A 14,273-nucleotide genomic window follows, 5' to 3' on the forward strand; every position below is an offset into this window, starting at 1 on the left:
ACTCGCGACCCCCGGCGTGACAGGCCGGTATTCTAACCAACTGAACTACCGCTCCAGCTTAACTTATATTGTTTTGGTTGACTGACTTCAAAGCGATTGGCGGAACGGACGAGACTCGAACTCGCGACCCCCGGCGTGACAGGCCGGTATTCTAACCAACTGAACTACCGCTCCAATTGATTCGCTTTGTTGTCTGTTTCCCTAAACAACGGCGCGAATATTAAAGTTTGAATTCACAACCGTCAACCTCTTTTTTTAAAAAAGTGATTCTTTTGCTTAGTTTCTAATCATCTGGCAAAGAAAGGTCTAAAATATCATCAGAACCTTCTGTTTTTGGTGCTTTTTTGTCCTCTTTTTCTTTATTTTCAGAAGCTTCGGGTTCATCAGTTTTAGCTTTCTTTTTAAATTTTAGGTATTTCATTGGATTTGGAATGGGTTTATTGAGCACCAATACCCAAATCAAGACAAAACCAACGATAAAAATAAGTAAGTTAAGGGTAATGATCAGTCCTACATTAACTTCTTCCGGCTCTTCTTCAGCAGCCTTGGCCGAGTTTGAGCCAATATCCAAGCCATCAGACATGCTATTAACGCCAGACTCAACTTCATTATTCCCATCATCAGAGGCAACGTCACCAGGTACCACTATCTCAGGTGGTTCAGTAATAAAGGTAAACGCAGGTGACGAGAGCATAAACTCACGCCCAGTCTTATCAGAACCAAACACATCCGCTTTAATTTCGAATAAACCAAATTCGTTCTGGAATACATTTAGCTCGCGTTCTTGACCTTTATTAAAATGAAAGGTTTCAACTTCCATATTAGGAAACGTAATCGTACCTTGGAAAACTAATGAAGCATCATCTAAATACTCATCATTCACCTTAACCGTCACAACATGATACTTCTCTTCTGGCGCTGCTACCTTTACTTCAAAACTAATTGGGTTTGGCAATACGGCAATAGGATCGTGAATGACTTCTCTTGTAAACAACTCAGCTTGAGCCCTAAATGTCGGCGTCCAATTCCCGACTTCACAGTTAAAGTCATATTGAACCGTAAACTTACCATCTCTTGGACGCTCGTCTAATAACCGGCCATCATCGTAAAACTCGCCAAGCTTATAAATACTGGCACCAAAGTTAGGCATCTCAGCTTCATTGGTAGAATACAAATAGGCTCGTAAGCTAACCACGTCACGAATCGCCGGGTCTTTGATCATGTCCCCTGCATTTAAAATGGACGCTTGCGCTTTAATTCGCTCTGATTGAAAAACTTGCTGTGGTAAATTTTCGACTTGCAACTGCACATCCGACAGCACCATGATTTTGCTATCATCTTCAATTTTACCCAGCGCTTGCCATGGGCCTGGCATAGGGTTTCGAAGTCGAATCAGGTCATAACTAACATCTGCGTGCCATTTTACTTCATTGGTTTCCATATCTGTGTAATACAACTTAGAACCGTCAGGTCTAACGAGAATGGCAGGTGGCGCACCATGTTTTCTAATAAGCAGTAACAAAATCTCGTCAACTTGATAATCTACTCTAAAGCGATTGTTCAAAAGCTTGATTTGATTCTCGCCTTTAAACTTTTTAAGGACTTCGAGCTTGGCTTGCGTTTGTGCTTTGGTAGGGTCAACGACCGTCGGTAGACTTGTTTTTGGGAATGCATAGGCAGCTAGACTTGGCGCTGGCACTATTATAGCGAGAGACGAGAATAGGCATAGAGTAGCAAGCCATACCTCATTGAAGCGCCGGCTGCCCTCAGTGGAACATAGGCCAGCCTTGATGTGATTAGTTAATTGTGCAATCTTTTTTATTCTAGAGAAGTACGCCACAGTGGAGATCCACCCTCTTTTTCTATTATGTCCAACCGCTCTTCGTGAGCCAAAAGCTCATCTTCTGATGCGGTGATTACTTTTAAATTCCTTGGAACAACTTCAAGCCCTTCTGAACCTTGGGCTTGTGACTTAAGTTGATGGGCCAAATCCATTGCAACCTGACCACCTGTCATACGCAAGTACACATCTGCCAAAATTTCGGAATCGAGCAAAGCCCCGTGAAGCATTCGATGTGAGTTATCTATTTCGTATCTGCGACACAAAGCATCTAGGCTGTTCTTTTGGCCTGGATGTTTATCCCGTGCCATGACAAGTGTATCGACCACTGCGCAGAAATCTGCAGTCTGAGTCCAATCTTGCCATAACATTGCAAATTCATTATCCATGTGACCGATATCGAACGGCGCGTTGTGTATAACCAGTTCCGCTCCTCTAATATAGTCAAAAAATTCATCGGCTATATCTCTAAATAGCGGTTTGTCTCTCAAAAACTCATTGGTAATACCGTGAACACCAATGGCTTCATCTTCAATTTCACGTTGTGGATTGATATAAATATGGAAATTGTTTCCCGTTAGGCGGCGATTGACCATTTCAATACAACCGATTTCGATGATTCGGTGACCTTGTCGAGGATCGATACCCGTTGTTTCAGTATCGAGAATGATTTGTCTTTTTGGCATGAGAAACTGTATTAATTGCAAATGATAATTAGAGTATACTCTGTTATTAATTGCAAAATCACCCATAGGAATAATCTATTTATGAAATCAGTGCAGTTATACACGGATGGTTCTTGTCTCGGAAACCCGGGCCCAGGCGGTTATGGTGCGTTATTGGTATATAACGGTCACAAAAAAGAACTCAGCCAAGGTTTCAAAAACACCACAAACAACCGCATGGAACTGCTTGCCGTAATCGAAGGCTTGGGCGCTTTGAGTCAACCTTGCAAAGTAGATTTAACAACTGATAGCAATTACGTCAAAGACGGAATCACCAAGTGGATTAAAAACTGGAAGAAAAATGGTTGGAAAACCGCTTCTAAACAACCCGTCAAGAACGTAGACCTATGGAAGAAACTCGACGAAGCCGTTCAGCCACACCAAATCGAGTGGCATTGGGTAAAGGGTCACAGTGGTCATCCTGAAAACGAATTGGTCGATGATTTAGCTCGTGCGGCGGCCGAGTCTAGTGACTTGTTAGAAGACGTTGGTTTTAAATAGGAATTCTCTATCTCTATCAATAAACGGCAGTCATAAGCCTTTCTGCATTACAAATGTGGTATACTGCGCCAATCATAAAAGACATAACGCATCTTTAATCTTTAAAAAGTAACGCAATGTGTCTTTTCGCAAAACACCATCATGCAATGAGCCGTGTCTTTGTGCTAGCGGCAAAAAATACAAGAAGTGCTGCGGGTGATAGGTTAAATCACTATTAACACCTATCATTTTACGACCTCTATTTTAAATTTTTGACAGGTTCATCATGAGCGAAAAAAACATATACGAAAATAACCCACTCCATGGCAAAAGCTTAGAAGTGATTTTAAATGAACTTGTCGAACACTACGGCTGGGAAATCCTTGGCGCGTACATCAATATCAATTGTTTTAAAACCAAGCCGAGCATAGCGTCGAGTTGTAAGTTTTTAAATAAGACACAATGGGCAAAAGAAGCGGTTGAAGCTTTTTACATGTACAAACTTAAAAATTTACCAAAACCAAGTGATGACCAATATGACTTGCCTCCTCGCGATCGTATTGTGCCTGATGGGAACAAGCCTCGCGCACCAAAAGAGTTAAGTCTGGAAGACGCGGAGCGTATCAAGTACAACAAGCAGAAAAAGAACCGCGAACGAGCCATGCGTCAAAAAGCCTCTACTCGTGACAACCCGTGGGGACAATCAAATTACAAATCGCCATGGGGTAAAATCTAGCACGACTTAACTTAAGTCAGGTCTTTTTATACCTTCAGTTTAGTAAAGATATGATTATTGTAGAACTTTCCATTTTTGAAAATGGCTTTTTGCAAAACCGCCTCTTGTACAAATCCCGATCTCATTAATAATGACATAGACGCATTATTGCCTGAGAATACGGCTGCGAAAATGCGCACTATATCAGTATTTTCAAATACATGAGCAGTCATTTTCTGAAGTGCAGCAGATGCTATGCCCTTGCGCCAATACTCTTCTGCAATCCAATAGCCAATTTCACCGGACTTTTGGTACTCAAATTCGCCACGACTCACTCCGATACAGCCAGCAAACTCACCATTAAAAGTAATGGCTTTTACCAAATCACCCTTACTGCCCTCTGTGACCCACCATTTGGCGTCCTCTCGCGTATACGGAGACGGAATTTTGGTAGACAGGAACTTCGTGACCGACTCGTTATTTAAAATCGATACTAGTCTATCTAAGTCATTTTCGGCAAAATCTCGAAGCGCAATCATTGAATTCTTTTAAATAAAACTATCTCTAACTTTAAACAACGGAGTGACTAACTATTAGACGACACGCTACTAAACCTAGCCTGCTTTTAATTAATACTTCGTCGTTTCACTCCAGCGGTATCTATTTTCAAAAACGATGGAGACACTATCAAATCCAGTGGATTTAAAAGATAAGTCTGACGTTTTTTGCGTAATAGTAACTTCTGTATTTATTTCCCTTAAGTCCTGAGTGAATTCGTCGCAGCCCTGAGTCAAAGCATCATTGGTTATATTGTGAGACAAAATGCCTACTGGAGCAGTGTACGAATACGTATCTTTTGCACAATACTGTTTGTCATTTGAATAAACATTTTGTTGGCCTTCAATGGTTAAAGGTAAATCTGTTGCGCCCCAATCGATAAGAATATCATCGTTGAGCGGATCAAATTCCTCAGACAATTGTGCATAGTTTGTAATCACTGTGTGTCTTGGCAGTGATGTGTTAAAGCGATACTGTTTACCGTTGAGGTTCAGGTTAACCTTCACCGACTTAACGCTTTGACCAACATCATAAAGGTCAAATGAATAACTTCCGTCACCACCGTAAATCGATGATCCAGAGTAATAGTAATCTGACAAATCATGTGAGACGCCATCTAACTCTAAGGTGAAAGTGCCTGGTGTGCTGACTTGAATATGTCTGCTTTGCTTTGTTCCACTACCTTTGTTTAACGACTCTTCATAAAGCTTAAATGTAAAGTTTGTATCCTTTTCAGATGAATAACGAATAGAATTATACACCTCAACACTTAATCGAATTGTGGCGTCATTCTCTACTTCTGACGCGTCTTTGTCGCAGCCTACGAGACCTAAAGCGAGTAAAATTATGATAGCCAAGTTTTTCATGTGATCACTCCGTTGAAGAATTTATTCTTATTATTTTTGTTTGTTTTTTGTCATTTATATTACGGAACGAGGTGTGGCTCAATAGTTAAGTTCATGTAGTAAAACCGATCGTCTTTTCGCTCTACTTCAAACCCTACGCGTTTATATAACTCAAATGCCGGGCTGCATTGAAAAACCTTAAGCTCAATTATTGAGTGGCCTCGTTGCCTCGCAATTTCTTTAACTAGAGATATAACCTCTTTACCGTAACCTTTATTTTGGTGTTCTTCGCCAATCTGAATATCCCGAAGTTGGCAACGTTCCTCTTCAAAAGAAAGCCGCAAAACACCTACGACTTGCCCGTTTTTTAGAACATCAAAATTCAGAAGCCCTTCAGTCGCCTGATAAACGTCCTTTTCATCCCAATCAACACCGTACTTTTCGTAGTAAGGAATCATATTATTAAACGTAATCTGCGCAGCTTCTGCTAGATCTCTCGTTTCGGCAATTTCTAACATTAACTTTTGCTCAACGTAACCTCATATCAGTTTGTTAGCGTACAGCTGCCGCTATTTGAAATCAAAGTTTTGATTTGTAAGATTTACCCCTCGCTTAAACGATCGGGGGCAAGCTTAGTTTTTCAACATGCTTTTAAACTCATCAAGATACTGTTTGTGTTTATTTTGATGCCATTGATTCATAGATTTAGACTTTTCTATCGCAATCGATTGAACACTTATGGCTTTTTTTACGTCCCCTTGATCTGCAAGCGCTTTCGCTAAAGAAGCGTGTGCATATGCTGAATCGGGGTAAAGCTCTGTGACCTTGATATAAATCTCCAGGGCCTCATTTGGATTTGTAGTCGCTTTGGATTTGGCAAGAGACTTCAATGACCCTTCTGCTGATACCTCAAAACCATATTTGTGTTTTGACAGGTGGTCGTAATGAGCAATTATTGCCTCTACGCCACGCTTTGAAACCTCCGAGTTAGCCGATAAATCGTTATGGATATCGTCAAATAAGGCTTCAATTCCATTCAGAAGGGTTACTACCGGCCGGGACATATAATAATGGTCTTCAGAGTTATTTGAGTGCCAGGTTAGTTTAGAGTTAGCTCGCTTGGCTAAGTAACTTTCAAATTGCTTAAATCCATCTATATGGGCTTGTTCATAATTATGGTTACCTATTGCCATATAAAGAAACTTCATACGGTTGTACTGAACGTCTAACTTAGTCGGTGCTTCAGTTAAAATACCACCAAAGTCATTGTTTAGCGTTGGGCTTGCAATTAAGTAGGCATCAAACATATTTGGTCTATTCAAAAGCGTGTACAGACCAAGCGCACCATTCCCCATAAAACCACTAAATATTCTAAAACCATTTGTTCGGTAATTTTCATCCACTTTTTTCAATATGCCCTGTTGAAGAATATCTAAAATGCGTTGGTTACTTGGATTAGCGACTAAGTCTTTAAACACGCTTGCAAATTCGGCGTTATAACCGGCAGGTGTAACAACAATGGTTTTTAGCCAAGGCCATTCGCCGTTGTGACTCAACCAATCGTGCATACCACTAATAAGGGGCTGGCTTCTCGGGTGCATATCAAAAAGCACAAAGTAGTTTTTGTTTACTTCTTCTTGATATTTGTGAGGAAGCGTAATGTTATACTTTATCGGAGATTTAAACCCTTCAGGTTTAACTTCAATCGTCTCTACAGGGTTTAAACTTTCAATATCAACTGCCAAACATTGCATCGATATTGAAAGTAACAGCAGCATTATGTATTTCATACAGTTCCTTTATTCTTTTTATATCTTGGGACATACACGTAAAGCTTTTTAGACTCTTATTGAGCTCGCTTCTGAACCAACTCTTTTAGCCAAAACACAAGCTGAACAATCAGAAACATGATTAAGGAACAGAATAATGCTATAACAGGCGTCCAAATATATCCTATAGCTGAGGTAGATGAGGCATGAGCATCAGTGTACAACGCCTCAGTTATAGCCCAATAACCGTCAAATATAACCGCGGTTGATACGACTAAACTAGCCCACAGTGCCACTTTGCCTTTTAAATTCTCCAACATGTCAGTGTAAACTGCCCACACCAACAAAAGAATGAAAGGAATTAAGCGAAAACAACCAACAATTAATGCAGACTGGATACTAAATGTTTTAAATGTTTTGAACCACGCATCCGCGAATTCAAAGTCCCCAACAACAAGCATTACTATTAAGTGGTTTAAGTCTTCGTTTAGAAGCAAAAATGCCGCGATACAAGCAATTAAAAATCCTTTTTTCATAAACACTTCTCGCTTATCCTTTGGTTAAAAATCAAGCACCATACTAACACCCGATTTTCAAAAAAAAAGACTTTAAGTGTACTGACTCATACATTGATCTTACTGTTTTGGAATTTGGGTTAAACCAAATCTGACATTCCTCAACTAAAGAGCGAACTATTGCTATCAACAAGGAACGGACGGTGGTGTTGAAGCTTTTATGGGTCTGCTTTGTGCCAACAGCAGCCGTTCAAAATCTAATTTTCTTCCCACTCTGCGAATACCATTTCTTCGTAGTCTTCAGGTTCATCATCGAGGTCCACAGGTAAATACATAGTGCCACTCTTTGTGTAAACTTGTCCCCGATAACTGTATTTAGATATTATTAATTCAATCTCGCTAAACAGGCTTTCTAAATTGTTCCAGACGGTGCCGCAACTGCCACAACCCCAAAAATCGTCAACTGACGAAACCCAACCATAACAAGTTTTAACTGGACACCTAATTTCTTCAAACTTCATAATTTCTTCCTTGTGCCATGAGCAGTCGTTCAATTAATATGTTATTAAACTAATAGAATCAAAATAACGGACTGCCACTCAAATCACTTTTGGACAAGAACAGTTTAGATGAGGTTTGCTCTGCTTGTTACTTTCATTCAAAAACCTTCTGAGGAATCAATCTTGAATTCCAATACCACAAACAGACCGAACACTTCTGTCATAACTCAAACAGCTAGAGCGAGCCAGCAACCGCTGTACATTAGCATCATAAAATCCACCTTCAGGACTTGAAATTCTAAACCGTTCCATTCGCAAAGGTTCAGCGTTGTGCCGAGCTAGTCGATTTGCAAAGTCGGAGGCCTGTCCTGCTAACCGGGTCAGTTGAGCAGTATTATGGTTATTTTCTTGTACCATCCGGTCCGTGGTCTTAAGCCAATTCCGAGCAGTAGAAAAAATACCTTGAGATTTTCGGAATGTATGTAAGAAAGGTTCGTCAATCGGCAGCACACTAAACGGAGTATGAGCATTACTCCATGGATAGGACACTATTCCTTGCGTTCTATGCTGAGCTGACATCAATTCCTGCCACCTTGTGCCGCTGTCTGTAACCAGTACAGAGCCCGTTACTTGAGCAATTAGCAATGCCATTTCATAGTTAGGGCCCATGCGGAAATGCTGGAATTGCCCACTATCTCTCAATTCGACTTGTTGAAGCATTACAAATGGTGAAGCCTCAGCAGCCAAATTTAATGTGTCAATTGTTTGAGTGGCATCATCTTGGTCTAAGCCTAACTCTCTAATCAAAAACTGAACTCTCGCTTCTTTTGGCATCATAGCCGTAGAGTTCAATAAGTCTTCGGTAAATAATCTGTAGTACAACTGATGATCCTGCTCATTCAGAATCTCTTGCCGATCACCACGTTCTCTGGCCATCTCCATCATTGCTCCCATGAGAGACAAATCGAACTCGCTTGGGTCAGGAATCAGATTAACCAACCCAAAACCAATATACGGCTCCAATTGGAGCATGAACATGAAATCTTTTAAGGCTTGGTACTTGTATTTAGCTGGATTCTCTATTGGACTAAATTCTGGCCTAACATTGTTAGGATTGGTCACTGGAATCTCAACCAAAAACTCATCAAACATGGATGCCATTGGCAATGCACTAATACCAATTGTCCGAACATCTATTGGACCAGTGTACAAACCTCTAAACTTGCCGTCAGATTTAGGTAGTAGAGAGTAAATGTCGGTTTCACGAGGCCATAATACTGCATAGAATCCATAGATTCTCTTAATTTGGTCATCCGACAGTTCTTTCCTGACATCTAGCCACGTTTTCCCTTTATCGAGCCCCAAAACATCACGGATGCAATTACAAAATGCCAAGTGCCTCTCTCGGATGCTGGCAACACTCCATGTTGTGCGTAATTCCTGAGAAACGTTACGACAGCAGTTTTTGTATTTTTTACCGCTACCACAACCACAGAGATCGTTACGGCCTAATTGGGCTTCATCAATATCTTTATTCAGAAATTCGTTGTGTGGGGTCGTTCTGCCAACAGCATCCTGATAGTGGACTGACCCATCTTCAAAATGAGCATACATTTCTCCGCCATAACGGTAGAGCTGATTTTTAGGTGGGAGTAATACGTGCCTCAACTCTGCCCAATCACCAGTAATAGTGCGTTCCGGATATAGCCACTCCTCTTTGCCTGCTGCAACAGAGTCTTTGGATCTACACTTAATAATATGGTTTATCTTTGTAATGTCATCAGCAGTTAGCTTACGTGTATTGATAAACTCAATTGTATTTACCATACTTCGACGCATACGGTTCGCATTAGTACGTTGCTCAATTGGATTTGTATTTTCAGGATCTTGAGCATATTCAAGGTTTGTCAAAATCAGGCAGCGATTTTTATCTAACGGGAAAATCGTTTGAGAACCCTTTAAAGAGATATCAGGGTCATTTGGATATTCACATAACTCAGAATCAGGCGAACAAGCATAATTGTAAACTGTGATTGGGTGATCTGAAACTATGAATTTTACTTCCGAATCTTCAGCTGAGACCAACTCTCGAACGCCTTCGGCCCACAACGTACAATGCATGCTACGTAACGACTGCATTTCATTCATTAACTGCAACTGGTTTAGTTCAGAATATTTACTTCGAATCCAATCCAAACCTTTAGGTGTTCTGAGTTTCTGAGCGTCTAAGTAGGTGAAGAAATCTTCAAAATTGTTATGCCACTCAGTCTGATCATCTGTCAGAAATGCACGAATTGCTCTGGAACCATTATCATCGATTGGACCAAATAAGTTCCGTTCTATGTCATCGTTTACTTCTTCGCCTAGGAACGTTGAGTATAGATGTTCGCCGTAGAAACGTTGAGCAGGTGTATGCCATTTTTGAAATGTTTTCACCTTAAGCTCACCATTCGGTAGCGGAAACTCCCTACGAGTTAAATGACAGATTTGGTTATCACGCTCACTCATGAAACCTTTTTGATACCATTGTGGAATGTAATGATTATCTTTAGTTGCCATCCTGCCTCCGTTCTTAACTCTTTAATAAATTGGGGTTAATAACAAAAATTCAATGTTAAGAGAACAGGTTTCCAACAATATAGGAAACATCGCTCACATGTTTTGGGTCAACAATGAGCTAGCTCAGCGTCTGTTTTTAGAATTGAGTAAATAACACTAGATGACTGTCGCCGTCCCTTGTTCGCTCATAGCAGATCTAGTTTTGATTGTCCCTGAGTGTCCGAAACACGTACGCAGCCGAACTTAACAAAAATGGCATCAACTAGCACTTGAGCCATAGTCTCTAGTTAGGCTACGTTAATCAATACAATAACTTTTTCCAATACTAACTCCCCATCTAGGTTTAACCAAAAGAATACCTTGTACTGGATTGCCAATAGTATAGATTGGACTTTTATTTTCAGACTCTGGGAGTTTGTAGTGGAGAGGCTCTGAGTATTTTAAATCCAAGAATATATTCTTGGCTTTTTCTATAACAGCATCTCTTGCACATTTACTCTGTTGGGCGGTAATCATCAAGTCTATAATAATTTTTTCATGATTGAGCACAACCCAAATAGAACCGTTCTCATCAGTATAAGTTGCGCTATAAGCGCCGCAGTGTTCGCCTACTTTTGAGGGGGTATCAAATTTAAACCCTACAGTTTGATCAGATACCTTCATACCCAGATATAATGGTTTGAACCCCATTTTATCTTGATCCTGAAACATTAAGTTTTCAGCCAAACAAGAGTTTTCTTTACCAATTACATGAAACTGAAATAACAAAAAAAATAGTAGACTGAATTTTTTCACACGTATCCTCGTTGAGTTGCCCAACCGCTTTTATTTATATCTCATACTAACACTTACTTCCCTCTAAAAATTGACTCTTTGTTTTCGATGGAGAAAGCGACTGTCCGTTGTTCGCTCATAGCAGATCTAGTTTTGATTGCCCCTGAGTGTCCGCAACACGTACAAAGCAGCCTATGAGGATTCGCCACGCCCTGTCGTGAAAAGTGTCAAGTAAAGTTGTGACCATTCCAATTTAACATTCATTCACTACCGCCAAGCCCAAATCAATATGAGCTACAATATAGCCATACTCTTTTGCTGACAGGTTTTCAGCCTTGTACTCCTCACTGGCGTAGTCGTGATTCCATGCTTTTCCACATTGAGGTGTTGGAATTTGAAGATTTAATGTAAGAAGGTATTCTTGGTCTTTGTCGATAGTATAACCCCTTTTCAAGGAGTCCCTCGCGCATAAACTCAATGCATACTCGACTGCATACTTGTCGACACTCGGCAAGCCAACAAACTCTACATTACAAGCTAACACACGCTCACCTGTTGGTTTTGTGTAATACAACTGCCCTGTCGTGCAGGCTGACAATAAAAAGAGTGCTGAAAATAGTGTTAGAAATGTTTTAGCCAACTGTTTTGCTTTCCGTAAGTTTGTTATTGCAATGAGCTACTGTGGCCTCGTAGCGGTTAAAATATTTGAATAAAACTAACAGATACTCTCGTTATAACAAGTAGTTAATCAACAAAACCTTCGACTTTTAGAACAAAATTATTGACCACGAGGCTTTTAAAAGGAGCCCATTGCTAGTTTGACTTTTAGAAATCTTTACAAAGAGTTTAAAACCTTATCATTTAAAAAGACCATAGCACGCGTTAAAGCAGGATCGCGACCACCTACGTCTCGGTCGGCTGGATTTATAAGAATATTAGGTGTGAAGTCTTCTCTGAACGAATTATTTATATGGTAAAGGCGCTCGAATCCCAACTCCAACCATGTGTTACTTTCTTCCAGCGTCACTGTTTTTATGCCACCTAAAAGATCAGCCATGGGAGCACCAATTATCGCTGTTGCACCAATAGCATCTAGACCAATAGTCATCCCCTCTCCCATGCTCCCGGTCCATCGGCCTGCCAATACTACGAAAGGCTTGTTGTAATGTGGAAGGGTTGGCTCTACATACGCCGTTTTCATTTTGGCTTGATAATAAAGCAGTCCTTCTTCCTGTACTTGGTAGCGTTGATAGGCCGCTTTTTTATCTACAAAGTGCCCCATAATAGGCTCGGCAACACCTGTATTTCCGCCACTTGGTGTATTTCTAAGATCTATAATTAAAGCATCCGTTTCTAACAGGTCAATTACTGCAGCTTTAAACATGTCTATTGTCGCAGAATTGCCAAGAGAATTGTTAAATCGAATATAACCAATATTATCCAACTTCTTGTAACTTAACGCGGGCCCCTTTTCTGTTTCATCTAGCCATTGGTAGCTCGATGCTAACTCAATTGTTTTAACACCGATGTCAGTCCTGACCTCCAGCACTCGCTTTTGGTTTCTAATTCCACCTAGTACGACATTGACGCCATAATTTATTTGCTTTAGCGAAAGTTGCTCTAATGTTTTTCCAAATAAGTCTTCGAGTGCTTTTGCAACAGGAACACCATCAACTTTAATAATTTCTAAACCCGGCTTAACACCAACTCTGTCAGCGTCAGATTCTGCCTTTACATCTTCGATAATAAACTTATTGTCTGTTTGGAGAGCCCTAATATCAGAACCTGTCGGAAAAACACTATAATCAGCATTGTTGTAAGGGCCTAGGTTTAAGTGAGGATCGTAAAAATGCCTCAGGAGCATTTGAGCAACATCCTGAAATTCTTGTTCATTTTTAGTTTTTAGCGCTTGAACTTTAAAATCAGAGAATAGCTCCAGCGTGTTTAAGTCTTCGCGCTCTAGATATGCATAATGACCGTTGAGTACTTTTTCAAGCTCTTGCCAAGCACTGTTTGGGTTAAAGTCCGCTTCTTTGCTTGCTTTTCCGCAACTTGCCAAAAAGATGACGGGTATGATTAACAACCAGACTGTATTTTTCATTGCCATAATTTCCCTCTAACCCAATGCTTTCCCATTTATTTCTGGTGCAATGTGGAACTTATATTGACTTATAAAGCTTCTTTTATTTGTTCGCTAATTTAAAAGCCCACTTTTACTAAAGACCTAACTTCTTTTTTAAATAATCGCTAGTTAAGTGCTTTACGACGTCCAACGGATCACACTTTTGCCCGTCTTCATTAAAGTCAATCGGACCAATATCCTGCGCCAGTTTGAGGGTCGCTTGATTAAGCTGGGCACTGCGCTTACCAATGCCTAACATTGCGCCGCCCATTGCTAATAAGACTTTTTTAGATTCATTTGCGTAGGTTTGTTCGATTTTATCGAGCACCGAAAAATAAAACTCTTTATCAATTTTCTTTGAGTTCTTTTTGGACAGTTCGTACACCAAGCCATAAGCACAGCTTTTTCTCACATCGATGTCACTTTCCAACCAGTCTTTGGCAACGTCAAATGCAACGGGTGATTTTGCGAGTGTCGCGTCACAAGAAGAAAACACGTGGCTTAACATGCCACCATTTAATTCATCAACTTGACGCTCTGCTTGTTCTCTAGTGATTTGTTTTGGATCGTCAATCAGCAAACCAATAACTCTTGCGTCGTAACAATCCGACTGCCACAACTGATGAGCCAATTCTCGATTGCGGCCAATTTGTTTGGCGAGTTTGCGCTGAACCGTTAAACCTATACCGAAGCTTCTCATTCCGCCTTGGTTTGTTAACTTGTTCCAATTGGCAATGCCACGTTCATTTTTGTTTTGCTCTAATAACTCAAAAACTTGATCCACATTCATGGGAGGCCTCGTTATCAATCGAGTCGTCGACTCGTTACATGCCCATCTTACTTAGACTTTCTAACTTGGACATACATTTTT

General features: G+C 40.4%; 16 protein-coding genes and 1 tRNA gene. 3 read left to right on the plus strand and 14 right to left on the minus strand.

Features of this window, described 5'->3' with window-relative positions:
- Positions 1 to 97 precede the first annotated feature (97 nt).
- The 3 genes from AC4E96_RS12910 to dnaQ form a co-directional block, all read right to left on the minus strand.
- A tRNA-Asp gene (locus AC4E96_RS12910) sits at positions 98 to 174 on the minus strand.
- Positions 175 to 283: 109 nt separating this feature from the next.
- The gene (locus AC4E96_RS12915) at positions 284 to 1,699 is read right to left on the minus strand and encodes a TIGR03503 family protein (RefSeq protein ID WP_488034257.1); all 1,416 of its coding nucleotides are present in this window, start codon (positions 1,697 to 1,699) and stop codon (positions 284 to 286) included.
- A 119-nt stretch (positions 1,700 to 1,818) separates the two neighbouring features.
- Positions 1,819 to 2,526 carry a DNA polymerase III subunit epsilon gene (dnaQ, locus tag AC4E96_RS12920; protein ID WP_488034258.1) on the minus strand — a complete coding sequence of 236 codons (708 nt, stop codon included), beginning with the start codon at positions 2,524 to 2,526 and terminating at the stop codon, positions 1,819 to 1,821.
- Between the two features lie 81 nt (positions 2,527 to 2,607).
- On the opposite strand from dnaQ, the gene rnhA reads away from it, so the two are divergent.
- The 3 genes from rnhA (at position 2,608) to AC4E96_RS12935 (ending at position 3,781) form a co-directional block, all read left to right on the plus strand.
- Positions 2,608 to 3,066, plus strand: coding sequence for a ribonuclease HI (gene rnhA / locus AC4E96_RS12925; protein ID WP_490256107.1), 459 nt, complete (start codon positions 2,608 to 2,610; stop codon positions 3,064 to 3,066).
- A gap of 118 nt (positions 3,067 to 3,184) precedes the next feature.
- Positions 3,185 to 3,265, plus strand: a complete 81-nt coding sequence (locus tag AC4E96_RS12930; RefSeq protein ID WP_488034261.1) for an SEC-C metal-binding domain-containing protein — start codon at positions 3,185 to 3,187, stop codon at positions 3,263 to 3,265.
- A gap of 66 nt (positions 3,266 to 3,331) precedes the next feature.
- Entirely contained in the window at positions 3,332 to 3,781 is a 450-nt protein-coding gene (locus tag AC4E96_RS12935) for a VF530 family protein (protein WP_490256108.1), read from the plus strand.
- Positions 3,782 to 3,807: 26 nt separating this feature from the next.
- Here AC4E96_RS12935 and AC4E96_RS12940 read toward each other — a convergent pair whose 3' ends face one another.
- The 11 genes from AC4E96_RS12940 to AC4E96_RS12990 form a co-directional block, all read right to left on the minus strand.
- Positions 3,808 to 4,299, minus strand: coding sequence for a GNAT family N-acetyltransferase (locus tag AC4E96_RS12940; RefSeq protein WP_490256109.1), 492 nt, complete (start codon positions 4,297 to 4,299; stop codon positions 3,808 to 3,810).
- Positions 4,300 to 4,389: 90 nt separating this feature from the next.
- Positions 4,390 to 5,184 carry a hypothetical protein gene (locus AC4E96_RS12945; protein ID WP_490256110.1) on the minus strand — a complete coding sequence of 265 codons (795 nt, stop codon included), beginning with the start codon at positions 5,182 to 5,184 and terminating at the stop codon, positions 4,390 to 4,392.
- A gap of 59 nt (positions 5,185 to 5,243) precedes the next feature.
- Positions 5,244 to 5,681 (minus strand): GNAT family N-acetyltransferase, encoded by a 438-nt coding sequence (locus tag AC4E96_RS12950; protein ID WP_490256111.1) that lies wholly within the window; start codon positions 5,679 to 5,681, stop codon positions 5,244 to 5,246.
- Between the two features lie 114 nt (positions 5,682 to 5,795).
- On the minus strand, positions 5,796 to 6,953 hold the full coding sequence (locus AC4E96_RS12955) for an esterase (protein ID WP_490256112.1): 1,158 nt from the start codon (positions 6,951 to 6,953) through the stop codon (positions 5,796 to 5,798).
- A gap of 56 nt (positions 6,954 to 7,009) precedes the next feature.
- Positions 7,010 to 7,468 carry a hypothetical protein gene (locus AC4E96_RS12960; protein WP_490256113.1) on the minus strand — a complete coding sequence of 153 codons (459 nt, stop codon included), beginning with the start codon at positions 7,466 to 7,468 and terminating at the stop codon, positions 7,010 to 7,012.
- 236 nt (positions 7,469 to 7,704) lie between these two features.
- Positions 7,705 to 7,968 carry a hypothetical protein gene (locus AC4E96_RS12965; protein ID WP_490256114.1) on the minus strand — a complete coding sequence of 88 codons (264 nt, stop codon included), beginning with the start codon at positions 7,966 to 7,968 and terminating at the stop codon, positions 7,705 to 7,707.
- Between the two features lie 156 nt (positions 7,969 to 8,124).
- Positions 8,125 to 10,506, minus strand: a complete 2,382-nt coding sequence (locus tag AC4E96_RS12970; RefSeq protein WP_490256115.1) for a DUF4238 domain-containing protein — start codon at positions 10,504 to 10,506, stop codon at positions 8,125 to 8,127.
- A 297-nt stretch (positions 10,507 to 10,803) separates the two neighbouring features.
- Entirely contained in the window at positions 10,804 to 11,301 is a 498-nt protein-coding gene (locus tag AC4E96_RS12975; RefSeq protein ID WP_490256116.1) for a hypothetical protein, read from the minus strand.
- A gap of 232 nt (positions 11,302 to 11,533) precedes the next feature.
- Positions 11,534 to 11,920, minus strand: a complete 387-nt coding sequence (locus AC4E96_RS12980; RefSeq protein WP_490256117.1) for a hypothetical protein — start codon at positions 11,918 to 11,920, stop codon at positions 11,534 to 11,536.
- Positions 11,921 to 12,115: 195 nt separating this feature from the next.
- On the minus strand, positions 12,116 to 13,381 hold the full coding sequence (locus AC4E96_RS12985) for a S41 family peptidase (RefSeq protein WP_490256118.1): 1,266 nt from the start codon (positions 13,379 to 13,381) through the stop codon (positions 12,116 to 12,118).
- Positions 13,382 to 13,496: 115 nt separating this feature from the next.
- Entirely contained in the window at positions 13,497 to 14,192 is a 696-nt protein-coding gene (locus tag AC4E96_RS12990; protein ID WP_490256119.1) for a DNA alkylation repair protein, read from the minus strand.
- Between the last annotated feature and the right edge of the window lie 81 nt (positions 14,193 to 14,273).

The organism is Psychrosphaera sp., from assembly GCF_982872775.1.